The organism is Streptococcus tangpeifui, from assembly GCF_044503215.1.
GTDB lineage: Bacteria > Bacillota > Bacilli > Lactobacillales > Streptococcaceae > Streptococcus > Streptococcus tangpeifui.
In genome coordinates this window covers 1,655,116-1,681,321 of the sequence record NZ_CP172427.1, presented here as the reverse complement: position 1 = coordinate 1,681,321, position 26,206 = coordinate 1,655,116, and the positions used below count along the sequence as shown (strand labels likewise).

The window sequence follows — 26,206 nt, the reverse complement described above, 5'->3', positions numbered from 1 at the left end:
TGTTTTCGTCACTTCGCGTCGCACCCCACACGGGTGCGTGGATTGAAATAGTGAAAGTAAAAACGCTTTAATTAAAGCTACAGGTCGCACCCCACACGGGTGCGTGGATTGAAATGACAGCAACCATCATACTAGGTTTATCAACTACAGTCGCACCCCACACGGGTGCGTGGATTGAAATTAAAGACATTTTTTTACTCCTTTTTTATGTCATGTCGCACCCCACACGGGTGCGTGGATTGAAATTCGTCCTCCCTAGGCTTTTTGCTATAAGTCTTATGTCGCACCCCACACGGGTGCGTGGATTGAAATCAGCACGCGATTGCCAAGCCTGTGGACAGCGAAGGTCGTCGCACCCCACACGGGTGCGTGGATTGAAATAGGATCTGCTAAAATTTTTAATTTTATTTTTTTGTCGCACCCCACACGGGTGCGTGGATTGAAATACCAAAATATCGAGTCCGTAGCCTTGTTTAGCTAGTCGCACCCCACACGGGTGCGTGGATTGAAATACTTTTGCGAAAACTTAAGAGACACCGAAGGTTACGTCGCACCCCACACGGGTGCGTGGATTGAAATGTCACGGTCATCCAGGAGATTTTGCATAAGCACATCGGTCGCACCCCACACGGGTGCGTGGATTGAAATAACAACTGGCTAAAAAGCAAACAGACCCTATGCTTGTCGCACCCCACACGGGTGCGTGGATTGAAATAGGTCCACTTTTACAGGTTGTTGAACTCGCTGTCGTCGCACCCCACACGGGTGCGTGGATTGAAATACCAGTAGGAGATACAGCGTATAACCGTTACGGTGCGTCGCACCCCACACGGGTGCGTGGATTGAAATTGACGTTTCTCCACGCTTTTGTCTTATAAAACTTGTCGCACCCCACACGGGTGCGTGGATTGAAATTGTCGCTCTATAAACAAACATATTATCCGCTCCTGTGTCGCACCCCACACGGGTGCGTGGATTGAAATCTGGGCATAATAATATCCGTAACGGGTATGACAATCGTCGCACCCCACACGGGTGCGTGGATTGAAATCAGATGAGAGTTATCCTAAGCCGCCCGTCGGAGTTGTCGCACCCCACACGGGTGCGTGGATTGAAATCAAAACACGATGAAATTCGGCGGCTTTGGTAACAGTCGCACCCCACACGGGTGCGTGGATTGAAATAACACGCGATTGCCAAGCCTGTGGACAGCGAAGGTCGTCGCACCCCACACGGGTGCGTGGATTGAAATATACAATTTAGTGTCTTTGATACTACCAAAAATCCGTCGCACCCCACACGGGTGCGTGGATTGAAATATTTTATAATATAAAAAAAAACAAAGGGAAGTAAAAAGTCGCACCCCACACGGGTGCGTGGATTGAAATCAAATGAGAGTTATCCTAAGCCGCCCGTCGGAGTGTCGCACCCCACACGGGTGCGTGGATTGAAATTTGTAAATGGCCGACACCATTGTTGTTGCTGTTACGGTCGCACCCCACACGGGTGCGTGGATTGAAATATAGTCTCCATCTGTGCCTTTTTTGTAGCCCAAGATAGTCGCACCCCACACGGGTGCGTGGATTGAAATAAGGTCAAAATAGAGTTAGGCACTGTATCTACAGTCGCACCCCACACGGGTGCGTGGATTGAAATAAGGTGACAAGTGTCGAGAGCGACCCAATCGCAACTGTCGCACCCCACACGGGTGCGTGGATTGAAATCTGTTGATCCTCTGTCGCTTGGGCAATAGAAGGGAGTCGCACCCCACACGGGTGCGTGGATTGAAATCTTTTGGGTTAGGCCAGCTTCTAAACGTAGGGCTTGTCGCACCCCATACGGGTGCGTGGATTGAAATTATCAAAAAGATTATGAGCAGGCGCTTTTAAAAGGTCGCACCTCATACGGGTGCGTGGATTGAAATATAATAAGACATCAGGTCTATGGGAGCTTCTGCAGTCGCACCCCATACGGGTGCGTGGATTGAAATAGAGTTTGAGGGATGTTTTTGTTACGTTAGATTTAGTCGCACTCCACACGGGTGCGTGGATTGAAATCCATAGCAAGGCTCAAAGCGTTATTGAAGAATTTTGTCGCGCTCCACACACGGGTGCCTAGATTGAAATTTGGTGGCGGGATCATTTACAAGTGCACGGCTTCGTTGTCCCCCTACCTCAAAAAACAGTCTATGTTCCACCAGATCCTTAACAGAAAAATACGGTATTTAGCCGTATTTTTTGCTATAATGATGGCAAAAAATAGAGGGAGAGCATGGATGACACAGAATAAACAGGCTTGGATGATTTCGGTTAAACTTGGAAAGGGCTGTTATCGTCATTTGCAGGTTCCCAAGACGACGACTTTAGAGGATTTGGCGGAGATTATTTTACAAGTTTTTGACTTCTATAATGATCATGCTCACGCTTTCTTTATGGATAATCGTGTGTGGAGCGATGATGCCTATTACTTGACTGCTGTTGATTTAGACTAAGAATTTCTGCATACAGAGGATTATAACCTAGAGGTTTTGAGTCTGAGGCAAAAGTTCAAATTTCTTTTTGACTTCGGAGACTCTTGGGAGTTTGACTGTCAGGTTTTACGTGAAGTGAGCGATGACGGGGAGGTCTATATTATCCGCTCAGTAGGGCAGCCGCCTGAACAATACCCTGAATACGATAAAGATGAGTAGGAGTTTTATGACGAATGACACAATGTGGTTTGATAAATTTTCAAATAAGATATTAGAGAGGGGATTTGATTATTATCAAGCCGGCTGTGTTTTTGGTCTGGCCAAAACTTCAAGGGGTTATCACGCCTTTGTGTCTGGAAGTGAAGATTACGAAGTTATTCTAGAGATTGATGATGATACTTTGGAGCAAATGTGGTGTGACTGTCCCTATGCCTTAGAAGGGCATCATTGTAAACACATGGCTGCGGTTTTATACGCCATCGACGATGATGATACTGAAGTCAAGAATTCAGATATAGAAGAAACTGACGCTGCAATTGAGCTAATTGCGCAGCTGACGGAAGAAGAGTTACGAGATGCTCTGTCTTATTTATGTCAAACAGATCAATCACTTGAAATGTTACTTGTGACGCGTTACAGTAACAAGATTAGCCAAAAACAGATTGCTCATTTAAAAGCCGAGTTTACGTCTTTGTCTAATAAATACAGCGACCGGTATGGCTATATTGATTGGCCTAAAGGGAAAAGCTATAAACGTGATGTTGTTAACTTTCTCAACCAGAAGATTTTAAATTTGATTCAAAAACAGTTTAATAGAGAAGCATTTGAATTGCTTGGCTTTATATTTGCAGAAATTGACGAGCAACAAATTGAAAATGGTGAGATTATCGGAGCGCTTTTCAGCCATTGTTCCCAGCTTTGGGAGCAGATCTATCATCAGGCTGACAGCGATTTCAGACAGGAGATGTTCATCTGGTTTAATCAGTATCAGCTTAGCCATTTGAACGATAGTTTTGCACAAGAGTGTGTTCAAGATTTTTTGGAAGAACACTTTCAGACACCAGAATATTTGGAAGAAAAACTAGTGGCTCTGGATCAAGTTATTGCGCATCTGGAAGAGCGGCAGGCTGATAATGACTCACGGTATCCTTCTTATCAATTTGAGGATTTCGTGGTAAAACGCTTGAAACTGATGGAGGATCTTGGTTATAGTCAAGAAGCCATTGAATCTTACCAAAAAGACTATTGGTTTATCCCACAGGTTCGTATGGCAGCGGCTCATAAAGCCTTGTCTGAACAGCGATTAGATCGTGCTGTTGCCATCCTTAAAGAGAGTAAAATCTTGGATAATCATTATAAGGGGCTGGTGCTTCGTCACAGCGAGCTTTTAATGGCTATTTATCAGAAGCAAGGGGCTGGTAAAGATTATAAGGATGAGCTGGTTAAATATGTCTTGGAATATGATGAAGATAACTTAGATAAGATTGGAGAACTAAAAGAGGTCTCCAGTCACGACGAATGGCTAGACTATCGTTCGCGTTTACTGTCTCAGATGAGCATAAGGGGACGTTTAGCGCTGTTAGACAAAGAAGGCTTATATCGTCAGCTGCTGGATGCCATTCTATCTATACCTTTTCAGCGACACTATTACCTTGATCAGTATGAACAAACGTTAAAAAATTTATTTCCAATCCCAGTCAGGGATGCTTACGTTAAAGAGGTGTCGAAAATGATAATGTCAGCCTCTGATCGGAAGACCTATAGACTTTTGGCTGACTACTTAAAAAAGATAGCCACCTACCCTGATGGTCAAGTGATCGGCAGTAAAATAGTCCATAATTGGAAGGAGACTTATCCTCGTAAGCGTGCCCTGTTAGAAGAACTACGTCAGGCTGGGTTTTAATGGGGGTACTCTATGCTCCTATGGAGTCTAGCAGCTTGGAGATAGGCTAGTGCAGCTTGTTGCCTAAAAATAAGAAAGCAGCAAGGGCTAAAAGAGAAAATTGACTGTTTATGAAGTTTCATTGAGCAACTTCCCTTAGGCCTTTCAATGATCATTGTCCGCAAACCTTATTGACCACCTTGAATAGTTCATTGGACTCTTTGAGTAGTCTCGTATCTTGATGAAGCCTAGTGGTAATGCCTCTTAAGTTATCAGATGTTAAAGAGTGTTTTTATATGGCTGATTGGGAGTTTCAGTACTATTTAATAGGCAGTCTGATAGCCTTTTACGGATTAATGACAATAGAGTTAAAGGAACAATTAATGAGTATATTCCTTTGCCAAGCCAATTTGATATTGACGACTATAAAATGATGGCGGATTTTATTGAACAGTTGCCATCAGGGAAAGCTCAAGAATCCTTAACAAAAGCAGTACAAGGGCGTGGTGCTTTTAGGTGCTTCAGAGAGCTGCTTGTATTCCTTTGATTTAGAAGAAACGTGGTAAGCTTTTCAAGAGCAAGACGATGTCAAGATTGCACGAGATTGGTATCACGGGTATGGTATTAGAGTGATTGAAGAGTGATGAGGAGGAGATGTTAATGACGGCTGTATATTACGAAAAATCCACGGGCAGGCAGGTTAAACAGCTTGCCCGTTTTCCATATTATAAGAGCGATGAGCAGCTGAATTTATTGGAATATCAAGATAACAAGGAAAGATTTCTTATTAACGATAACCAGCTACAAGCCGACTTTGCACTCCAGTATTCACAGTTTACGACTCGCCAAAAGCTGCAACTATATTTCTCTCTTTTCAAGGGGCGTAGAGATGTCTATGCTAAATCCTATATTAACCAAGAGGGGAACATTCAGTATTATCCTTCTTATCACTACGGTTGGCGCAATCTTCCTCCTGAAAAAAGGATCTATGCTCCTTTAACAGATGAGGTACTGAAAAATCATTTGCGCGACAATAGCAGAATCGGCCTCTTCCCTATCAGCCAATCAGACACCTGCTCTTTTTTAGCTATTGATTTTGATAAGAAAGATTGGCGTGATGCAGTAACGGCTGTAAGACAAGCGGCTGATCAGCAAGGCGTAGAAGCTTATGTAGAAATTTCGCGTTCAGGAAATGATGCCCATGTCTGGTTTTTCTTTGACAATGACATTCCTTGTAAACAAGCTCGAGATTTTGGAAAGACCATAATAAAACTAGCCATGCAGAAGTCTAAATCCATCTCATTTTCTTCTTTTGATCGTATGTTTCCTAATCAGGATCTTCTTCCTAAAGGTGGTTTTGGAAACCTGATTGCTTTGCCCTTGCAAGGAGACAGTTATAAGGAAGGGCGGACTGTATTCGTTGATCGTGATTTTAAACCTTATGAAAATCAGTGGAAGTACTTACAAGATGTTAATAGGATAAGTTCAAAACAGTTGGAAAACGTGCTAACTATAGAAAATGAATCAAAAAAGGATAGCAAAGAACTGTCCCTTGCGCAGAAACGGGATTTGGAAAAACCGTTTTAGGAGCAGCTTTGATTGCTCGTCTTCAAAAGAGAACGATTGTTTTGGTTCATAATCGTCAACTACTAGAACAGTGGTTAGATAGACTTTCCGATTTCCTCTACTTTGAAGAAGATGAAGCTGTGCGCTATACACCATCTGGACGAGAAAAACGGATTGATCATATCGGACAATACCAAGCTGCTAAAAAATGGACAAGCGGACTTGTTGATGTTGTTATGATTCAATCGCTTTTTAAGCATGATAATATTGATAAATTTCTTAGCTCCTATGGGATGATGATTGTAGATGAATGTCATCATATAACCGCTCGCCAGTTTGAGAGAGTTGTTGCTCAGTTCTCTGGACAGTATCTTTATGGTTTAACAGCAACACCAGAACGCAAGAATGGACATGAACCTATTGTTTTTCAGAGAATCGGTGAAATCTTACATATTGCAGATAAAGAAGACACTAATTTTGAAAAATACCTTGCCCTTCGTTTAACGTCTTTTGGGAAACTGAATATTGAAAAATCTAAGAGTACGAATTTTTCAGAACTCAACCGATGGATTGCTGAAGATGTCACCCGGAATAAAATGATTGGTCAAGACATCTATCGGTCCTATCAAGAGGGAAGAAAAATTCTGGTACTTGTCAATCGTGTCGAACATATCGAACATTTAAGAGAATTACTTCAGCAAAAACAGTTGATGCATGTTTTTTATTTGAGTGGTAGAACAAAGAGAAAAGATGTGCAAAAAAATTTGGAAAACATTAACGGTTTAGACGACAATCAAGCATTTGTCCTTTTATCAACTGGCAAATTTATTGGTGAAGGATTTGATTTACCAAAATTGGATACTCTTATTTTAGGGGCTCCTTTATCTTGGAAAAATAATCTTATCCAATATGCTGGAAGATTGCATCGTCCATATAAAGGGAAAGATAAAGTAAAGATTTTTGATTATCTTGATATTTACATCCCTTACCTTGAAAAAATGTATCAAAAGCGGCAAGTTGCTTATAAAAAGATGGCTTATCAACTAGAAGGAGATAAGAGGGAACAAAGTCTATTCGATGCATCTTCCTATGAAAAAGTATTTAAAGAAGACTTACAAGAGTTGCAGTCAAGTATTTTACTAAGAATAAACTCTTTTACCTCTCGTAAGGTATATGACTTACTGCGACTTTTATCGGGGAAAAAGCTAGAATTCCAAATTCCTAAGGAACACCGCCTAGCTTTATGGTTAAAAGGCTTCGAACAAAAAATGGTAAGAGTAAGTCTAATAGACGAAAAATTTTCAACGAATTTGTTAGTCATTGATGAAAATATCGTATGGTATGGCAGTCTTTCGCCATTAGCTGACAATTTTAAAAACGATATGAATTTATTGAGACTGGAAAGCCAAACAATTGCTAGAGAATTTTTAACTGAAATAGATAAGAAAAGGTGAGAAGAGACTAGGATGAATGTTCTGTTTCATGTTAACTATTTTAGATAGAACAGTTTAACGCAGAACAGGTGATGGTTAAACAATATCTCGAGGAACAGAACACCCTGTAACATTGGCTTATCTTGTGAAGATGGGCAAAAAACTCGTCCAGTCTTGTTGTTTTGTAATAAAATTTTGGCGCAGTGGTTGGCTGATTTCCCCTTTGCCACAAGGCCAAAGCGGAAAAACTAGCTAACTGCTCGGGAGTGGGGTAAAAAGGTCTGGGAGACCTTTTTAATCGGGAAATGAAGTTTGCAGAGCAAGTGTCAAAAACGGTCTGGGGATCGTTTTAGATCATTTCAGGTCGCCACCTTAAAATCAGGACGTGGTGAGGACCGAAATTTTCAATTTTTAGGTTGATGCCACTCCCTTTTTAGAAAAAATAGAATGTTTTCGTTTGTGTAATTTTTGCTCATGCTTTGTTGAAAAACGAATTAGTAAGCACTATAATGAATGCGCATACATCCTAGAGGGTGAAATCCTAAAACTCTGATTATCCCTGATTAGGGGATAAGGACTGACACTTTCGCGTGATGAAACGGACACGGGCCTAATTTCCTCGAGGAACAGAGAACACTCCTTGTGTGCCAGCACATGGCGCCGTTCCCTCATTTTCCTGTCGAACATTTTCGCTAAAGCGAATCGGCCCCTAGTTATCTTATAGGAGGCAGCTTATGTTTTCATTTTTGCAACCGTCACCTGATGCTACAGAAAAAGTTCCTGCTGAAAAAATAGCCCGCAGCTATCGCTGGCACCAGATTGGCGTTTTAGCCGCACTGTGCTTAGGCTATATTGGCTATTATATTATTCGTTTGATCTTCACCACCGAGCAAAATGATATTATGAAGGTCTACGGTTATACAACCGCTCAGATTGGTCTTGTTTTGTCTTGTTTTGGCGTAGGCTATGGCATTTCAAAGCTTTTTATGGGAGCCCTCAGTGATAAAAGTAATACCATCCGCTATTTAGCAACTGGATTGATCATTTCGGCTCTTCTTAATCTAGGTCTGGGGTCAACGCGCAATTTTTATGTCATGATGGTGCTCATGCTGGTGATGTCAATCGCTCAGGGCATGGGAGCAGCGGCCTGTCAGCGAACCATCCAACTTTGGTGGGGCAGGCGCTGGCGTGGAACCATTTTTTCCATCTGGTCCTCGGCTCATAATGCGGGTGCTTTTTGTTGTGTTGCAGTCGTCCAGATCGCCAGCTTCCTTTTTTCAGGCTCTATCACAGCCGTCTTTTACACAGCCTCAGTTGTTTCTTTCTTAATAGCGGCTTTTGTGCTTTGGGCTGGTTCGGAAAGACCTGCTGCGGTGGGACTTCCTTCTATTGCTGAATATACAGGTGATGCGGTTGTTTTAGAGAGCGGAGAAGCAGCTGCGGATGACTTAACAGACCTTCAGCTTTGGAAAATTTTTGTCCAATATATTTTAAAAAATCCTATGGTCTGGGCTGTAACATTAACCTCAATGTCCCTCTATATTGTTCGCTACGGCGTCATGTCTTGGATTCCTAGTTATTTGGTTCAGTCAAAGGGCTTTGAGCCTAGCTTTTCCAAATGGTTGGTTGGTATTTTTGAGTTAGCCTCTGTACCTGGTGTGATTCTCCTAGGAGCAATTTCTGATTCTCTAAAAAATCGCCGTGCCTTGGTCTGTTTAGCGAGTGTTATAGGATTACTGATTTGTTTAACGACTTATTTCTATAGTAAAAATGCTACCTTGATTGTTGTTGTTCTCTTTATTATGGGGACTCTAATTTATGCTCCCCTAACATTGGTAGGGCTGATGGTCAATGAAGTCGTTCCTAAATTTGCCGTCGGTTCCTCGACAGGCTTCATGGGCTTTTTCCAATATATATTTGGTGAAACCTTAGCAACCGCCCTGATTGGTATTTTAGTTGCGAGATTTGGCTGGGTAGCCAGTGATACTGTCCTTTACGGTGCCTGCATCTTAGCGGTATTTTTACTGATCTACATCATGATCCATGAAGCGCGAATGAGGAAAGCTTTGGCCAATCATTAGTTGGGTTAATGCTGAAAAATAGAGCAGATTTAATTGGGTACATATCGATGCCTGATGGCATGTGAGAGGCTGGATATTTAGTATTTGTCATCTATGCTATCAAACTTTAAAAACAGAGGAGGCGGGGCATTTTTCTGTCCTGCCTCTCTTTTTAGTCCCTTATAGTAACGAACTGAATTCAAGTGCTGTTTAAGCAGACTGTTTGCGCAATTCTCTTGAAAAGGAATAAGGCTTGTGAATAGATTTTTGTCTCAAAAATGAAAGTGTTATAATAAGAGGTATGAAAAAACGTTATAATACTGTCAATGATTATTACCGTCAGTTGTTTGGCGAAAAGATTTTTAAGTTGCCGATTGACGCAGGATTTGACTGTCCCAATCGGGATGGTACGGTCGCTCATGGCGGCTGTACTTTTTGCACCGTATCGGGTTCAGGGGATGCCATTGTGGCACCAGAAGCACCCATTCGCGAGCAGTTTTATAAGGAAATCGACTTCATGCACCGCAAGTGGCCAGATGTTAATAAATACCTCGTTTATTTTCAAAATTATACCAACACGCATGACAAGGTCGAAGTCATTCGTGAGCGCTATGAGCAGGCTATCAATGAGCCGGGTGTCGTTGGTGTCAATATTGGGACGCGCCCTGACTGTCTGCCAGATGAAACCATTCTCTACCTAGCTGAGCTCTCAGAGCGTATGCACGTCACGCTTGAGCTAGGATTGCAAACGACTTACGAGAAAACTTCCGAGCTGATCAACCGTGCTCACAGCTACCAGCTCTATATCGATATTGTCAAGCGCGTGCGGGAGCTAGCTCCCAAGGTAGAAATCGTCTCCCACCTCATCAATGGTCTGCCCGGAGAAACGCATGAGATGATGGTGGAGAATGTCCGCCGTCTGGTGCGGGATAATGATATCAATGGAGTCAAGCTCCATCTCCTCCACCTCATGACCAATACCCGCATGCAGCGCGACTACCATGAAGGACGCCTCAAACTCCTCAGTCAAGAGGAGTATGTCTCTATCATTTGCGACCAGCTGGAGATTATCCCTAAGGATATCATCATTCACCGCATCACAGGCGATGCCCCGCGCGATATGCTCATCGGCCCCATGTGGAGCCTTAATAAGTGGGAAGTCCTCAACGCCATTGATAAAGAAATGGAAAGACGAGGGAGTGTACAGGGGTGTAGGGCAGAGGTAAGAGCCTAGAACGAACTTATTTTATGAGATTAGTACTGCAAAGGATAAGATGTGGGGAAGGCTTATGTTCTATGATTTAACACTGTTGCTGACGGCTGTGATTGCTGGGTTTATGCTGTCCTATTCGGTCACATTGGGTGCTTATTTTAATTATTTATTGCGCCAAGAGCTAGATCAAGGTTTTTCACATTTTTACAGCCAATTTAGACGGAATACTGCAGTTGCCAGCCTCTATCGTATGTGTGTCGGTTTGCAGTTTTTCTTAGGGTTAGTGTCTCTTTTAGTAAGCAGCCCTTTAGTAACCGTTCGTGTATTAGGGATTATTCCTCTAATGGTATTACTGGTTTGCCATCATGTGACAGGCTTTGCAAAAAGTGAAGAGGCCATCAATAGCGGTAAGCCAATTTCAACTGATATGAGACAGAATTATCTCAAATGGAATTTACCCCTTCATTATTTCTACTTTGTTATCTATTTCGTGAGTGCCTTACTGCAATTGTACTATCGTTAAATCCCAAATAAGGGAAATGGTTTGTCTATTCCCCTTTTGCACCTGATAAGGAACCGTGCTCATGAGGTTAACCGCAGAATGTGAACCATAAACTATGCCAAAAGTAAGAACAAATTAGGAGAAATTTATGAAACTCAATGCAATACCAGCCTTAGCCGATAATTACATTTGGGTATGGTCTCAGGGGGACGAAGCCATTATCGTTGACCCCGGGGAGGCCAAGCCAGTCTTAGATTATTTGGAAGAAAATCATCTCAAAGCGGGTGCTATCTTAATCACTCATGTTCATGCTGACCATGTCGATGGCATGGGTGAGATTGTAGCCCAATATCCTAACGCCAAAACTTATGGGCCCAAAGAAGTCAGTCATTTGGTAGACACTGTCCTGAAAGACGGCGACACCATTGAACTCTATGGCTCTCAAATAGAGGTCTTTTTAACGGGAGGCCATACGGAAGACCACATTTCTTATCTTGTGGATAAGCAGCACCTCCTGTCTGGTGACGCTCTTTTCTCAGCAGGATGCGGCAGAGTCTTTACAGGAGACTATAAGGCTCAGTACAAGTCCATGGTCTTCTTCAGAAATTTAGCGGATGATGTTAAGGTTTATGCAGGTCATGAATACACACTGACCAATTTACAATTTGCTCTGACACAAACGACAGATGTTTTCGTCAAAGACTATTATGACAAGACGAAAGCCCTTGTCGAGCAAGGCCTTCCAAGCCTGCCACCTACCATAGGAGTAGAAAAACAGATCAATGTTTTTCTCATGGCCAAGGATGTCCAAGAATTTACAAGGCTGAGAACCTTGAAGGATAATTTTTAGAAAAACATACCAAGAACGAACAAGTAAGGAAACTTTTATGATCAAACGCCCTATTCAGCTCTCCCATGATTTTTTGGAAGAAGTATTAGACCAAGACAGTATCGCGGTCGATGCGACCATGGGAAATGGTAATGACACTGCCTTTTTGGCTAGTCTGGCTAAAAAAGTCTACGCTTTTGATATTCAGGAGCAGGCCCTTGAGAAGACGCGGGAGCGCTTGGCGCATCAAAACCTGACCAATGCCCAGCTGATCCTAGATGGCCATGAAAAAGTGGATACTTATGTTTCAGAGCCTATCCGCGCAGCTATTTTTAATCTGGGATATCTGCCCAGTGCTGACAAATCGGTCATCACCAAGCCAGATACAACTTTGATTGCTATTGAAAAGATTTTAGAGCGCCTAGAAGTTGGCGGCCGCTTATCCATCATGATCTACTATGGCCACAAGGGTGGCAATCAGGAAAAGGATGCTGTCCTAGACTATGTCCGCCAGCTGGACCAGAACCGCTTCACAGCCATGCTCTACCAGCCTCTTAATCAGGTTAATACCCCGCCTTTTTTAGTCATGATGGAGAAGTTGAATAAGGCAACCCCCCTTTGAAAATCAAAACGATAGGCTGTTGGCTTCAGCTTACCCTACAAAAACACTGTGATGCCTTATCTATTCTTGATTTTCTTTTGTCAGGCTATTGAAGCTTGGAAATTTAGCGTAAGCTCATTTATAATTGAAATACAATGTATCCAAGGAGGCGATATTGATGGCTACAATGACTTTAAGGATCAATGAACAAGATAGTGATTTGATCAAAAATTATATTCACCTGCACGGTCTCACTATTTCTGAATTTGCAAGGCAAGCTATGCTAGAAAGAATAGAAGATGACTACGATTTACAGGTTTTACGTCAAGCAATAGCAGAAGATGATGGAAAGCGACTATCTCATGAAGACATCATGAAAGAATTTGGATTATGAGCTATAAAGTTACCTACACTAAAAAGGCTTTGAAACAGCTAAAAAATTAGACGTTTTTACACGTTCATCTATCTTGCTTTGGGTAGATAAAAATCTTCAAGGAACGCATAGTCCAAGGCAACATGGGAAAGGACTGACTGCCAATCGATCTGGGGAGTGGCGTTATCGTGTAGGTGATTATCGAATACTAGCCAATATTCTTGAAGATGAAATCATTATAGAAGTGTTTGCGGTTGGTCATCATAGAGATATTTATTAGCGGGTATGTTTACTCTTGCCATTAACGACAGGCCTGCTCTGTCCTAGTGAAAAAGTGTTTCCTAGCTAGGTTAATAGAGCTTTAAAGGAAGCCTATCAGAAGATAAACAAAGGCATTATTAAGGAGGAGCCCAAATGATCACCAAGCAGGAAATCTTGGATAAAAAGTTCTCTACAGAATTTAGAGGCTACAATAAGGAAGAAGTTGACGAATTTCTCGATGAGATTATAGCCACCTTAGATGCTTTGGAGCAGGGAAAGCCATCCTCCAACGATGGCATCAAGGCATTGAAGTCGGAGATAAATGATTCTCTGTTTTATTAGATTTGATAACCCAAAAAGCTGTCAGAGCAATGACTCTGGCAGCTTTTGTGATGTAGCGTTAAGAGAAATCATCTCTCTTTAAAAATATAGGTGTAGAGTGGCACTACCTTTTGAAAGCCCAAGTATCCAGCTGCCCGATTTTCTGAATATCACGAGCTCTGTAGTCAAATGTGCGAAGTTGAAAAATCAAATGGTTTTCAGAGGGAGTGTTGAGGAGCTAAGCAAAAATAGTCAAGTCTTGATATAAATAGCATTTTATAGTGCTATAATAATAGGTGTAATAAAATTGTTAAAAAGAGGAAAATAATGGCAAAAAAGACAAATGCTAATATTGGATTTGAAAAAGAATTATGGAATGCTGCAGATGCCTTGCGGGGACACATTTCTGCATCTGATTATCGAAAAGTCGTTATCGGGCTTATTTTCTTGAAGTACGTTTCAGATGCTTTTGAAGAAAAGTATAACGAGCTAGTGGCTGAGGGTTCTGGTTTTGAAAATGATCCAGATGCCTATGCTGAGGACAATATTTTTTATGTACCGGAAAAAGCTCGCTGGAAATTTGTTGCCAGCCATGCACATTCGTCAGAAATTGGAACGATTTTAGATGAAGCCATGCGTGAGATAGAAGACGATAATCCAAGTTTGGACAACGTTCTTCCTCAAATTTATGCTAGCCCCGACTTGGATAAACGGGTCTTAGGTGAAGTCGTTGATATTTTTACTAATATCAATATGTTTGAAGGCTCAGAAGAAAAAGATCTGCTAGGCCGCGCTTATGAATATTGTATTGAACAATTTGCAGCCCATGAAGGGAAACGCGGTGGTGAATTTTATACACCGACCAGCATTGTTAAAACGATTGTTGAAATTCTAAAACCTTTCCGCGGGCGTGTCTATGATCCTGCCTGTGGTTCAGGAGGTATGTTTGCGCAGTCAGCTAAATTTGTAGAGAGCCACAGTGGTAATATTGCCAACTTATCTATTTTTGGTCAAGAATCTAATGCAGATACTTGGAAAATGGCTAAGATGAACATGGCCATTCGAGGCATTGATGCCAACTTTGGCGAACACCAAGAAAATACTTTTTATAATGACCTGCACCCAACCCTAAAGGCTAATTACATTATGGCTAATCCGCCCTTTAATATTTCAGGCTGGGGTGCGGACAAGCTCAAAGATGATATTCGCTGGAAATATGGGACTCCACCAGATGGTAATGCTAACTATGCTTGGATTCAGCACATGATTCATCACATGGATCCAAGTAATGGAAAGATTGGTCTAGTGTTAGCTAATGGCTCTCTGTCTTCCACCACAAAAGGTGAAGGAGACATTCGTCAAAAGATTATTGAAGATGATTTAATTGAGGGGATTATTGCCTTGCCATCTAACCTTTTTTACAGTGTGACTATTCCAGCTTGTCTCTGGTTTATCAGTAAAAACAAAAAGCAAAAAGGGAAAACAGTATTTATCGATGCTCGCAATATGGGTGAAATGGTTGACCGCAAGCACCGTGATTTTAGTGATGACGATATTAAAAAACTAGCTGATACTTTTGAAGCCTTCCAAAATGGGAAATTAGAAGATGTTAAAGGCTTCTGTGCAGTAGTTGACACATCAGAAATTGCTAAGCAGGATTATATCTTAACACCGGGACGCTATGTCGGTATTGAAGAGCAAGAAGATGACGGTGAGCCCTTTGAGGAGAAAATGGAGCGCTTGACCAGTGAACTATCAGAACTCTTTACCAAATCGCATGAGCTAGAAGATGAGATTCGTGAAAGACTGGAGGCAATTGGGTTTGAAATCTGAAAAAACAAAATTATCCGATATCCTAGAAATAATTGGTGGAGGTACTCCTAAAACCACCATAGCTGAATATTGGAATGGAGATATTCCATGGCTTTCAGTGAAGGATTTTGGGAATGATGATAGATATGTTTATAAAACAGAAAAGACAATTACTAAAAGTGGTCTGGAAAATAGTTCAACAAAACTTCTTCAAAAAGACGATATAATAATATCAGCTAGGGGAACGGTAGGTGAACTATCTATGATTCCCTTTCCAATGGCCTTTAATCAGTCGTGCTATGGACTTCGTCCCAAAGATGATAGTGTTGACAAAACTTTTTTATATTACCTTCTTAAAAATAGTTTGCGGACTTTGAAGAAAAGTGTGCACGGATCAGTTTTTGATACTATTACTCGTGATACGTTTAAAAGTATAGAAGTCACTATTCCGCCATTTCGTGAACAGTATATAATCGCCAAAGTATTAAAAGCTTTAGATGACAAAATTGAGAATAATAAAAAGATAAATCATCATTTAGCGGCTTGATCGATGGAAAGCTCCCCAGAGAGAAGTTTTGGTAGAAGGGTATCACGTATTGATTGAAGTTTAAAAATCTCTGTTATATTTGATCGAATTTCCTCAAAAATTGGTGCGATAATTTCATGGAAATTTCTAAGAACAATATCACTTGGTTTAGTAAAAGGCATACTTTTAATTGTCTTTGAATTTACAGCTGTTGCAATCGATGAAGTGTTTCCAAGTGTTTCAAATTCAAATTGTTTAAGATAACAATAAAGATATTCTAAAATATTAGTATCAGTAGTTTTAAAATGCGCTATTGCTTCATTACTTACCATTTCTGTGTCTGTAATAGCTATTCTTCCAATTGTTAATTTAAAACTAAGTAATACTGTCTTTTTGGGAATAGTTTTAATATTAAATCGTTCTACAGCTTTTTCCGTCAAGTATTCAGAACTATCACTGATGAACATTCCACAACTTCCCATATCAGATATGGATACCCACTTTACACTATTTGAGTCGTTAGTAAACCACTCAGTCTCCTTACGGGGAGGAGTCTTTCCAATTCCAATTTCAAAGTACTCTTCAGCTTTTCCTGTATTAAAATCAGACGGCTGAATACCACCAAACGGTTCAAAATCAACAAACCAAGATTTAAAAATAGCTTGCGCCATCTCTTCTAAATGATGATTTATCTATGTGCCTACCTGTGAACTGTAATAAAATAGTGGAGAAAGGTAGGTTGCTTATGAAAGATAAATTAATTACACAAATCACATCTAACATGGCGAAAAGCTTGACAGTAAAGCAGTTAGAGGATTTAAAAAAGGTTTTAACGGCCGTATTTACAAGGGTAGAAGTGGCAGAAGTCAAATCTGTTACAGAGCAGGAAACTAACAGCCATTTGCTAGAGTTATTTATTTCAGCGAAACGAATTGAAGGATGTAGCGAAAAGTCTCTAACCTATTATAAAATGGTTATTAAAAATATGTTGGTTAGTTTAAAAAAGGCGATAAGAGATCTTACTACCAGTGATTTACGGTCTTATCTCGCGGATTATCAGCAGGATCGCAATTCTAGTAAGGTAACGATTGATAATATGCGTCGGATTTTTAGCAGTTTTTTCAGTTGGTTAGAAGATGAGGACTATATTCTTAAAAGTCCTGTTCGTCGCATTCATAAGATAAAAACGGATAAAACGATAAAAGAGACATTTTCTGATGAAGGTCTTGAACTTTTGAGAGATGCCTGTGACGAGATTCGTGATTTGGCCATGATTGATCTACTGGCTTCAACAGGCATGCGTGTAGGTGAGTTAGTAGGGTTAAACAGAGAAGACATTAATTTCTATGAAAGAGAATGTGTGGTCTTCGGCAAGGGAAATAGTGAACGGATTGTTTATTTCGACGCTAGGACGAAAATCCATTTGATAAACTACCTAGATAGCCGAACTGATGATAATCCCGCTCTATTTGTTTCCTTGTCTTCTCCTCATGATAGGTTATTGATTGGTGGAGTAGAGACAAGATTGAGACAATTAGGACAAAAAGCGGATTTAAACAAAGTTCATCCGCACAAATTCAGACGGACATTAGCAACCAGAGCGATAGATAAAGGCATGCCCATCGAGCAAGTTCAGCACTTGCTAGGTCATGTCAAGATAGATACAACCATGCACTATGCCATGGTCAACCAAGCGAATGTCAAAAATTCGCACCGAAAATATATAGGGTGAGGAGAAATAAAAATTGAATAATTGGAAGAAGGTAAAACTTTCGGATATTATAGATTTTAATCCAACAGAGCGTTTACCTAAAGGAACGACAGCGAAAAAAGTAGCTATGGAAAAAATAGAACCATTTACTCGTGATATTCCTGAATTTGAACTATTAGAGTATAAAGGTGGAACTAAATTTAGAAATGGTGATACTCTAATGGCTCGTATTACACCTAGTCTTGAAAATGGTAAAACAGCTAAGGTAAGCTTACTGGGTGAAGGTGAAATAGGTTTTGGTTCAACGGAATTCATCGTAGCAAGGGCAAAAAAAGGAATCAGCGACGAAAATTTTGTTTATTATTTAATGCTTGACCCAAATGTTAGAGAAGTTGCTATCAAATCAATGGTAGGAACGTCTGGAAGACAAAGAGTTCAACTAGACGTTGTTAAGAATTATGAGATTTCATGTCCTCCATTGGAGCAGCAGATTGAAATAGGCTTAACACTAAAAGCAATTGATGACAAAATTGAAAATAACAAAAAGATAAATCATCATTTAGAGCAGGTAGCTATCTCAATATTTGAAAATATGTTTCCAAATGCTTCTTCAGGAGAATTCACAATTGGTGAATATCTTACTCCCAAACGTGGCAAAAATTTACTTTCAAAAGATGCAATAGATGGAACAGTTCCAGTTGTAGCTGGAGGTCTACAACCTTCAACTTTTCATAATATTGCAAATACAAAATCACCTGTTCTTACCATTTCAGCTTCTGGTGCTAATGCGGGATATATTAATTTATGGCATGTCCCAGTTTGGTCATCTGATTCCTCATATATTGATTCTAGTATGACTGATGATGTTTATTTTTGGTATGTAATGCTTAAAAAGCGCCAACAAGAGATATATGACTCTCAAACGGGTTCGGCACAACCTCATATTTATCCTAAGCATATTGAAATTATGCCAACTATCGAATTAAAAGAAGAAGATATTAGGAGCTTTACAAAACAAGTGACGCCTTTGTTTGAGACTATTGGAGACAATTTAGATGAGATTAACAGACTTAAGAATCTTCGAGACACTCTTCTCCCCAAACTTCTTTCAGGTGAAGTCTCCGCTAATCAAGCAGCTAAATGATGATTTATCTGTCATCTTGACTATATTCTTAAAGAGGTTAAAAAATGAAAGTAAGTATCTTTGATAAGGATATTTTAAAGCAGTTTTCTAATATATGTGCTACGATTACTGCGATTTTATCGGCCGTATTGATTTTTCTTGATATTCCTAATCAATGGAGGATTACTTCTGGCGTTGTATACGTTGTATTTCTCAGTGTTATCTATATCTTTTTATGGATAAGGGCAAATAGATTAAGACAAATTGATATTAAAATAGGTATTACAACCGTTGTTATAAAATCAGGCGATATTTTTAAAGAAGATGGGCTAAAAGCAATCGCTTTTAATGAATATTTTGATACGAGAGTTGATGATGAAATAATTGCTAAGAAATCTTTGAACGGACAGTTTATTTTAAATCATATTGATGATGTTGATAAATTAAATTCCGACATTGAAAGTGATGATGATTTAAAAAATAGTATTATAGGGAAGGAAGTAAAACGAAAGCAAGGAAAAACGACTAAATACAAGTTAGGAAGTTCCATTTTGATAGATGATGAATATATTTTAACTGCTTTTAGCCGATTTAATAAAAATAATCAAGCAGAACTGACTATTCAGGAATACGTCAATTTTCTTTTAACGTTTTGGAATGAGATTAATAGATTGTATGCTCAAAGGTCAGTTACAGTTCCAGTATTTGGTGCAGGAATAACGAGATTTAAAAATGGTTTTGAAGATATTGATATTAATGAACTACTGCGTATCATGATTTGGACTTTCAAAATCAGCAAAATAAAATTTGCGTATCCTGCAAAGCTAACTATTATTGTACATGATGACTTACTTAGTCAAGTGAACTTATATGAATTAAGGGAGAATGAATAATGGCTTATCGGAATAAAACTTATGTTGCTTTTGATGGTGATAATGATATGCGTTATTACCAGTTAATGAAAGCTTGGAAACAAAATGACAATACGTCATTTAATTTTTATGATGCTCACGATATTAATAACTCTAGGGATTCTAGTCAGGAAGAATCCATTAAACGACAACTTCGTGAAAGAATGGCTAATAGTAAGGTTTTTGTCCTATTGATTGGTGAACATACCAAATATTTAAGAAAATTTGTAAAATGGGAAATTGAACTTGCTATTAAAAAAGGCTTACCAATTATCTGTGTCAATCTGAATGGGAATAGAAGTAAAGATTCATTATGCCCATCAAGTTTAGATGGACAGTTAGCTATATTTATTCCTTTTGGAAGTAAAATTATGCAGTATGCTCTTGAAGACTGGCCGAGTTCACATGAGCAATATCGAAAAGAAGGCAAAACGGGAGCTTATTCTTATAAAGATATAGTTTACCAACGATTAGGCATTTAAATTTAGAATTTATCTAGGAGACAGATCTTATGGGATTCACTGAAAACAACTACGAAAATGCGGTTATGGAGCTTTTTCGTGATGGTCTGGGTTATTCATCTATTTATGGACCGGATGTGGAGCGCGATTATAGGGACCCCCTCTATTTAGATGAGCTCTATCCTGCCTTGGATAGGATTAATGCCACGTTGCCTGATGTTGCTATTAGAGAAGCGATTGACAAACTGCGGCGTTTTGAGACAGGCTCCTTACTTCAAAAAAATAAGGCTTTTACGGATTATCTGCAAAACGGTATAGAAGTTTCTTATTTTTATCAAGGTAAAAGGCAATCTAGTCTTGTTTATCTGGCTGATTTTGAAAATGTTGATAATAATATCTTTACCGTTATTAATCAGTGGACAGTTGTAGAAAAAAGTAATAAGCGTCCGGATGTTATCGTATTTTTGAATGGCTTACCCGTTGTTGTTTTTGAGTTGAAAAGTCCGTCTCGTCAGGAAACAGATGCTTCAGCGGCCTATCGTCAGCTTAAAGCTTATCAGAAGGAAATCCCAAGTTTATTTACTTACAATGCCTTTTGTGTCATGACTGATCTCGCAACTTCAAAGGCAGGGACGATTACTGCTGGTGAAGATCGTTTTATGGAGTGGAAGACTACAGATGGCAGTTTTGAAGACAGGGAGTATGCTAATTTTACGACCTTTATTGAGGGAATATTTGATAAGACAAGGTTCTTAGATATCCTAAAGAATTTCATTTGCTTTTCTGAGGATGCAAAGATTTTAGCGGCCTACCATCAGTATTTTGCCGTTAATAAAGCTGCTGTTTCCACCTTGAAGGCCACTAAAAGCGATGGTCGTGGCGGTGTCTTTTGGCACACACAAGGAAGCGGAAAATCCTTATCAATGGTTTTTTACGCTCATTTATTACAGAAGGTTCTGGATTCACCGACTATTGTTGTCTTAACAGATAGAAATGATTTGGATGACCAACTCTATGGTCAATTTTCAAAATGCAAAGACTTCCTCAGACAAACACCTATTCAGGCAGAGAGTCGTCTCCACTTGAAAGAATTGCTGGCAGGACGACAGGCTAATGGGATTATCTTTACCACTATGCAGAAGTTTTCAGAATCTGCCGAAGCTCTTTCTGAGAGAAGAAACATTGTCGTTATGGCAGATGAAGCGCATCGCGGTCAGTATGGTTTGGAGGAAAAGGTTGATGCGAAAAGCGGTCGCTTAGTCATTGGTACAGCTAGAGTTATCAGAGACAGCCTGCCAAATGCGACTTACATTGGCTTTACTGGGACACCGATTTCCAGCAAGGATAAGTCAACAACCGAAGTGTTTGGCAATTATATTGATGTCTATGATATGACCCAAGCGGTTGAAGATGGTGCTACGCGTCCTGTCTACTACGAGAGCCGTGTTATGCATCTAAAGCTTGATGAAAATATTTTGCGCCTGATTGATGCTGAGTACGATTTAATGGCAGAAAATGCGGAATCTCATGCGATTGACAAGAGTAAAAAAGAGTTAGGACGCTTAGATAGTATTTTAGGAGCAGATCAAACAATTAGTGCGCTATGTGATGATATTATCCAGCATTATGAAGAAAATCGTGCACAGGAACTGACTGGCAAGGCGATGATTGTTGCCTATTCGCGTCCTATTGCTATGAAAATTTACCATCAATTACTCGAAAAGCGTCCTCATTGGACAGAGAAAATTGGTGTTGTCATGACCTCCAGTAATAATGACCCAGAAGAATGGCACGATATTGTTGGTAACAAACGCCACAAGGAAGAAATGGCTAAAAAATTTAAGGATAATGACAGTCCATTTAAGATTGCCATTGTTGTTGATATGTGGCTGACAGGATTTGATGTACCAAGTCTGGCAACTATGTATGTTTATAAGCCTATGCAAGGCCATAACTTAATGCAGGCTATTGCGCGGGTTAATCGTGTTTATCAAAATAAAGAAGGCGGTTTAGTCGTTGATTATATTGGTATTGCCGGAGCTTTGAAACAGGCTATGAACGATTACACTAATCGGGATAAAGGGAATTTTGGAGATACCGATATTGCTAAGACGGCCCTGCCAAAATTCATTGAAAAACTAGAAGTTTGTCGGGATTTGTTTTATGGTTTTGATTATTCAGCATTTATGAATTCAGAATCGGGCGATTTGGTCAGAGCACAAACGATTAGTGGCGGAGTTAATTTCTTATCGGCTGTCGATAAAGAAAAGAAAAAAGAGCTGTTTATCAAAGAAGCCATGCTGCTGCGTCAAGCTCTATCACTTTGCCGCTCTTTGCTGACACCTGAACAACGATTTGAAGCAGCCTATTTTGAGGCAGTGAGAACCTTGTTGACACGAATTACAGGCGATACTAAAAAATTATCCTTGAAGGATATTAATGACCATATTAACGAACTCCTGAAAGCTTCGATCAAGAGTGAAGGTGTCATTAACCTATTTTCAGATATTGATACAGGATTTTCTTTATTTGATCCAAAATTCTTAGATGAAATTTCTAAGATGAAAGAGAAAAATTTGGCTGTTGAACTTTTGAAAAAACTATTGGCTGAACAAATTGCCCTGTACCAGAGGACAAATTTGGTAAAGTCAGAGAAATTTTCAGAGATTTTATCGCGTTCTATGCGGGCTTATCTAAATGGCATGCTTTCAAATGAAGAAGTAATTGCTGAATTGATGAAGATGGCCAAAGAAATGGCAACAGCTCATAAAGAGGGGGACTCTCTAGGTTTATCAGATGAGGAATTAGCCTTCTATGATGCCCTGACACAGCCGCAGGCTGTCAAAGATGTCTACGAGAATGACGAATTGATTGCTCTTACTCATGAGTTAACTGATATGTTAAGAAAGAGTAGGACAATTGACTGGCAAAAAAAGCAATCAGCGCGTGCTCGGATGCGAATGCTGGTCAAACGCCTCTTGAAAAAATACAAGTATCCACCAGAAGGTGAAGAAGAAGCCCTTGAAACAGTAATCAGTCAATGTGAGTTATGGGTTGATAATGGAGAGGATAACTATGAAAACTATGGTCAACCCGAAGAATTAATGGTTGCAGAAGAAAATGCAGATTTATTGTGAAAGTAAAATCCAAAGGAATAAAAGGTACTATTTTTATAAAATAGTGCTTTTTTGTTGAGTTTAGAATAAAAAATGTTAAAATTATAGTACAAAGTCTAGCAAAGGAGTCATAATTTATTGTCAGTGCAAGAATATTCAGAACAGGAAATTGAAGATATTTTAGGACAGATTAAACTCTTGATTTCAGAAGGAAGGTTTATCATCAGCACTGGCGAAAATAGACGAAAGAATGATGAATTTGCCGATGAATTTAATCTGGATATTACTAAGCGAAAAGAGCTTATTTTAAGGATAGAGGTTAAGGATTTCTGTGATTGTGTTCAGTCATCTAATGTCTACAAAAATCATGATGATTATTTTATCTTTGGACCTCGATTTACTTTAGAAGACTTTTTAGGAGATGAGAGAGAAGTACAGGTTTACGCAAAATTTGTACTTGCGACTAGCCGAACCTCTGGCCTAAAAACAATTGTTGTTTCCTTTCATGAAGCTGAAAGGCCGCTGAGCTATTATTTTCAATGATGATAATAAAGGAGTTGAACATATCATGGCAGAAAAAAGAGTTTTTTGTGAACATTGTTTAGATGATGTGACTTATCATGTTGAAGAACGCAAGTTCACGCGGAAATTAAAAGGAGAAAATTATACTTTTAAGGGGCAGGAAGCTATTTGTGATAATTGCAATAAGCCTGTTTTTGTGGAAGAAATTGATAATGCTAACAGAACAGCTCTTTATGCTTCTTTTAAAAAGGAAAACAATATTATTTCTGTTGCTGAAATTAAAGCTATTCTTAAAAAATATAATATTGGAGCTAAGCCTTTATCGGAACTTTTAGGTTGGGGTATTAATACCATTCCTCGATATTTAAAGGGGGATATTCCTAAAGCAGATTATTCAGATAAGCTTCGCAGGATTGCTGTTGAGCCAGATTATTTCTTATCTCTTTTGAAAGGAGCATCTGATATTTTAAAACCAGTAGCCTATGAGAAAAGCATGAGAGCTGCCGAGGAAGCGATCAAAGCAGGAGGGGTAAGCAAAGAATCTTTAGCAGCGGATTACCTGCTGTCTAAAAATGATGAGATAACACCACTGGCTTTGCAGAAACTGCTTTATTATGTTCAAGGCTTTTCTTATGCCTTTACTGGGAAATTCATGTTCAAGAATGATTGTGAAAGCTGGGTGCATGGACCTGTATACAGAGATATTTATAATAAATATCAAGAATTTGGCAGAGAACCGATTGTTTTAGAAAAGAGTTATGATTTCAGTCATTATTTCACGTCTCAGGAAATACAGCTGTTAGACAGTATTATCAAACATCTCAGTGTTTATAATGGTAAGGTATTGGAGAAATTCACTCATGAAGAAAGTCCTTGGCTGTTAGCTCGAGGAGATTTGAAAGAAGATGAGTCTTCCACTAATATTATTGACAAGGAAACTATTGCGGATTTCTTTACCAAAGTCAAAGAAAAGTATAATATGCTCACAGCAGATGATATCTCATCTTATGCACAAGCACGGTTTGACAGTTTGAGTATTTAGACCGTTGAAAAAATTAAGGCTTGTCACCTATATGATGAGCTGTCGGTTGAGAAATCTGAGATCGTCACCTTATCTATCCTTGGTATTGAAGATTACCATTAGGAGGGCTGCTTTATGTTGAACAAAAACAATAGAATTATAACTCCGGCTGTGACGTCTGCCGCAGATACTTTGGCGGAACTTTTAGCTTACCACCATATCAATCAGGGTGATTTTGCTGACCGTATTGGTGTCTCTCAAAAACATGTATCTGATTTGCTGAATCGTAAAAAATTTCTTACGGCAGATCTGGCTGTTCGGGTGGAACAGGTGACAGGACTTTCGGCAGGTTTCCTACTTCGTTTGGATATAGCCTATAAATTAGCACATCGCAAGGAAGATAACCTTGGCTCTGGTCACTCAGATAAGTTTTTGCAAGCCTATGATTGGGTCGTGTGAATGATTTTTCCATAACAAAAACGCTCCTAGTTCTAGTTTACTAGATTTCAACAGGAGTGTTTTTCTTGTGTCTCATTTGTTGGGTGCAGTACCTAGTACCGTTGTTTTTAGTTAGTTGAGATTGTTTAGGCTCCCAATCTCCTACGAAATTTATAGCAAACGTTCTTAGGTACAAGTCGCCATAGACAGATTTTCTATCTTCGTCCGATCTGCATTCGCCCTTTGTATCATAGTTCCGGCTTGATAAAAAAGCGATGGTCGTCAATCGGAATGATAGAAACCTGATTATCAAAGAATTCGGTCAGGGTTGGCAGGGTAATGATGTCCTCTTTCTTGCCTTGAGCAATGATTCTCCCTTGTTTCAGCAGCAGGACATGGTCCATCTTTTGGGTGATTTCTTCGGCGTGATGGGTGACGTAGAGAACCGTAGGTGCCTGCGGCAGGTCGGTGATCCGATCGATTTGCTTGAGTAGTTTCTCTCTGGCAAAGAGATCCAGCCCTACAGTAGCTTCATCAAGGATGATGATATCCGGCTCTTCCATGAGACAGCGGGCAATCATGATCAGCTGGCGCTCCCCCTGGGATAAGGTGTGAAGTCGGCGTCCGATGAGCTTTTCGCCATCTAAACGTGTCAGCATGTCTCTAGCTTCCCCTAGCTCTTTTTTCCCATATTCTTTATAGAGTATGGAAGACTTGTACTTACCGGTTAAAACGGCCTGTTCGGCCACCATCTGCAGGGAGAGGCGGTCGCTGATAAAGCCCGAGACAATACCAATGCGCTTGCGGATTTCAGAGATGTCTCCTTGGCCAAATGGAACGTCTAAGATCTCCGTTTGACCATCGGTAGGGTAATGCTCAGCCATGATGAGCTTGAGCAGGGTTGTTTTACCAGCCCCATTAAGTCCCAGAATAGCCCACGTTTGACCTTTCTCGACAGTCCAGTTGATACCTGTCAGCAGATTTTTCCCTTGCTTACGTAAGCTGACATTTTTCATGGAAATGATAGCCATACATTACCTCCGACTATAAAAAA

General features: G+C 39.9%; 23 protein-coding genes, 3 pseudogenes and 1 CRISPR repeat array (1 of these 27 cut by a window edge). Of the genes and pseudogenes, 23 read left to right on the top strand and 3 right to left on the bottom strand.

Annotation, left to right across the window (positions count from 1 at the left end; translation table 11 throughout):
* Positions 1-2,126: direct repeats of the CRISPR family, unit length 32 nt; unit sequence GTCGCACCCCACACGGGTGCGTGGATTGAAAT (it extends 115 nt beyond the left edge of the window).
* Positions 2,127-2,188: 62 nt separating this feature from the next.
* The 13 genes and pseudogenes from ACFSN5_RS07675 (at position 2,189) to ACFSN5_RS07615 (ending at position 13,532) form a co-directional block, all read left to right on the top strand.
* Positions 2,189-2,689 (top strand): annotated as a pseudogene (locus ACFSN5_RS07675) (hypothetical protein).
* A 7-nt stretch (positions 2,690-2,696) separates the two neighbouring features.
* Positions 2,697-4,373, top strand: coding sequence for an SWIM zinc finger family protein (locus ACFSN5_RS07670; protein ID WP_165329526.1), 1,677 nt, complete (start codon positions 2,697-2,699; stop codon positions 4,371-4,373).
* A 283-nt stretch (positions 4,374-4,656) separates the two neighbouring features.
* Positions 4,657-4,899 carry a hypothetical protein gene (locus ACFSN5_RS07665; protein WP_350018440.1) on the top strand — a complete coding sequence of 81 codons (243 nt, stop codon included), beginning with the start codon at positions 4,657-4,659 and terminating at the stop codon, positions 4,897-4,899.
* A gap of 107 nt (positions 4,900-5,006) precedes the next feature.
* Entirely contained in the window at positions 5,007-5,939 is a 933-nt protein-coding gene (locus ACFSN5_RS07660; RefSeq protein ID WP_398600547.1) for a TOTE conflict system archaeo-eukaryotic primase domain-containing protein, read from the top strand.
* Positions 5,940-5,947: 8 nt separating this feature from the next.
* A complete protein-coding gene (locus ACFSN5_RS07655) occupies positions 5,948-7,372 on the top strand; it encodes a DEAD/DEAH box helicase (protein WP_398600545.1) in 1,425 nt (474 codons plus the stop codon).
* Positions 7,373-8,085: 713 nt separating this feature from the next.
* Positions 8,086-9,432 carry an MFS transporter gene (locus ACFSN5_RS07650; RefSeq protein WP_165329525.1) on the top strand — a complete coding sequence of 449 codons (1,347 nt, stop codon included), beginning with the start codon at positions 8,086-8,088 and terminating at the stop codon, positions 9,430-9,432.
* Between the two features lie 280 nt (positions 9,433-9,712).
* Positions 9,713-10,645 carry a TIGR01212 family radical SAM protein gene (locus ACFSN5_RS07645; RefSeq protein ID WP_165329524.1) on the top strand — a complete coding sequence of 311 codons (933 nt, stop codon included), beginning with the start codon at positions 9,713-9,715 and terminating at the stop codon, positions 10,643-10,645.
* A 55-nt stretch (positions 10,646-10,700) separates the two neighbouring features.
* A complete protein-coding gene (locus tag ACFSN5_RS07640) occupies positions 10,701-11,147 on the top strand; it encodes a hypothetical protein (RefSeq protein WP_165329523.1) in 447 nt (148 codons plus the stop codon).
* Between the two features lie 127 nt (positions 11,148-11,274).
* The gene (gene gloB / locus ACFSN5_RS07635) at positions 11,275-11,976 is read left to right on the top strand and encodes a hydroxyacylglutathione hydrolase (protein WP_165329522.1); all 702 of its coding nucleotides are present in this window, start codon (positions 11,275-11,277) and stop codon (positions 11,974-11,976) included.
* 37 nt (positions 11,977-12,013) lie between these two features.
* Positions 12,014-12,577 (top strand): class I SAM-dependent methyltransferase, encoded by a 564-nt coding sequence (locus tag ACFSN5_RS07630; protein ID WP_165329521.1) that lies wholly within the window; start codon positions 12,014-12,016, stop codon positions 12,575-12,577.
* A gap of 157 nt (positions 12,578-12,734) precedes the next feature.
* Positions 12,735-12,950, top strand: a complete 216-nt coding sequence (relB, locus tag ACFSN5_RS07625) for a type II toxin-antitoxin system RelB family antitoxin (protein ID WP_165209911.1) — start codon at positions 12,735-12,737, stop codon at positions 12,948-12,950.
* A pseudogene (locus tag ACFSN5_RS07620) lies at positions 12,947-13,209 on the top strand (type II toxin-antitoxin system RelE/ParE family toxin). Before relB ends, ACFSN5_RS07620 begins: the two are co-directional and overlap by 4 nt.
* 134 nt (positions 13,210-13,343) lie before the next feature.
* Entirely contained in the window at positions 13,344-13,532 is a 189-nt protein-coding gene (locus ACFSN5_RS07615; protein ID WP_165329520.1) for a DivIVA domain-containing protein, read from the top strand.
* 68 nt (positions 13,533-13,600) lie between these two features.
* On the opposite strand, the pseudogene ACFSN5_RS07610 reads toward ACFSN5_RS07615, so the two are convergent.
* Positions 13,601-13,716: pseudogene (locus ACFSN5_RS07610) on the bottom strand (type II toxin-antitoxin system PemK/MazF family toxin); the annotation flags it as partial.
* 122 nt (positions 13,717-13,838) lie between these two features.
* Here ACFSN5_RS07610 and ACFSN5_RS07605 point away from each other — a divergent pair.
* Both ACFSN5_RS07605 and ACFSN5_RS07600 read left to right on the top strand, forming a co-directional pair.
* Positions 13,839-15,344, top strand: a complete 1,506-nt coding sequence (locus tag ACFSN5_RS07605) for a type I restriction-modification system subunit M (protein WP_165329519.1) — start codon at positions 13,839-13,841, stop codon at positions 15,342-15,344.
* A complete protein-coding gene (locus ACFSN5_RS07600) occupies positions 15,334-15,870 on the top strand; it encodes a restriction endonuclease subunit S (RefSeq protein ID WP_165329518.1) in 537 nt (178 codons plus the stop codon). The genes ACFSN5_RS07605 and ACFSN5_RS07600 overlap by 11 nt, the downstream gene beginning before the upstream one ends.
* On the opposite strand, the gene ACFSN5_RS07595 is transcribed toward ACFSN5_RS07600, so the two are convergent.
* The gene (locus ACFSN5_RS07595; RefSeq protein WP_165329517.1) at positions 15,855-16,520 is read right to left on the bottom strand and encodes a restriction endonuclease subunit S; all 666 of its coding nucleotides are present in this window, start codon (positions 16,518-16,520) and stop codon (positions 15,855-15,857) included. The genes ACFSN5_RS07600 and ACFSN5_RS07595 overlap by 16 nt on opposite strands.
* A gap of 74 nt (positions 16,521-16,594) precedes the next feature.
* On the opposite strand from ACFSN5_RS07595, the gene xerA reads away from it, so the two are divergent.
* The 8 genes from xerA to ACFSN5_RS07555 all read left to right on the top strand — a co-directional run bounded on the left by xerA (position 16,595) and on the right by ACFSN5_RS07555 (position 25,173).
* Positions 16,595-17,581, top strand: coding sequence for a site-specific tyrosine recombinase/integron integrase (xerA, locus tag ACFSN5_RS07590; RefSeq protein ID WP_165329516.1), 987 nt, complete (start codon positions 16,595-16,597; stop codon positions 17,579-17,581).
* Positions 17,582-17,594: 13 nt separating this feature from the next.
* Complete coding sequence (locus tag ACFSN5_RS07585; RefSeq protein ID WP_165329515.1) at positions 17,595-18,704, top strand: restriction endonuclease subunit S; 1,110 nt, start codon at positions 17,595-17,597, stop codon at positions 18,702-18,704.
* Between the two features lie 44 nt (positions 18,705-18,748).
* A complete protein-coding gene (locus ACFSN5_RS07580) occupies positions 18,749-19,576 on the top strand; it encodes a macro domain-containing protein (protein WP_165329514.1) in 828 nt (275 codons plus the stop codon).
* Positions 19,576-20,076, top strand: coding sequence for a TIR domain-containing protein (locus ACFSN5_RS07575; RefSeq protein ID WP_165329513.1), 501 nt, complete (start codon positions 19,576-19,578; stop codon positions 20,074-20,076). Before ACFSN5_RS07580 ends, ACFSN5_RS07575 begins: the two co-directional genes overlap by 1 nt.
* Before the next feature lie 29 nt (positions 20,077-20,105).
* Positions 20,106-23,192: a type I restriction endonuclease subunit R gene (locus ACFSN5_RS07570; protein ID WP_165329512.1), complete on the top strand. Its 3,087-nt coding sequence runs from the start codon at positions 20,106-20,108 to the stop codon at positions 23,190-23,192.
* A 123-nt stretch (positions 23,193-23,315) separates the two neighbouring features.
* Positions 23,316-23,714, top strand: a complete 399-nt coding sequence (locus tag ACFSN5_RS07565; RefSeq protein WP_241154275.1) for a hypothetical protein — start codon at positions 23,316-23,318, stop codon at positions 23,712-23,714.
* A gap of 175 nt (positions 23,715-23,889) precedes the next feature.
* On the top strand, positions 23,890-24,735 hold the full coding sequence (locus tag ACFSN5_RS07560; RefSeq protein WP_241154272.1) for a type II toxin-antitoxin system antitoxin SocA domain-containing protein: 846 nt from the start codon (positions 23,890-23,892) through the stop codon (positions 24,733-24,735).
* Between the two features lie 114 nt (positions 24,736-24,849).
* Positions 24,850-25,173: a helix-turn-helix transcriptional regulator gene (locus ACFSN5_RS07555; RefSeq protein WP_165329509.1), complete on the top strand. Its 324-nt coding sequence runs from the start codon at positions 24,850-24,852 to the stop codon at positions 25,171-25,173.
* A gap of 227 nt (positions 25,174-25,400) precedes the next feature.
* Here the strand turns inward: ACFSN5_RS07555 and ACFSN5_RS07550 are convergent, their stop codons facing one another.
* A complete protein-coding gene (locus ACFSN5_RS07550; RefSeq protein ID WP_165329508.1) occupies positions 25,401-26,183 on the bottom strand; it encodes an ABC transporter ATP-binding protein in 783 nt (260 codons plus the stop codon).
* Between the last annotated feature and the right edge of the window lie 23 nt (positions 26,184-26,206).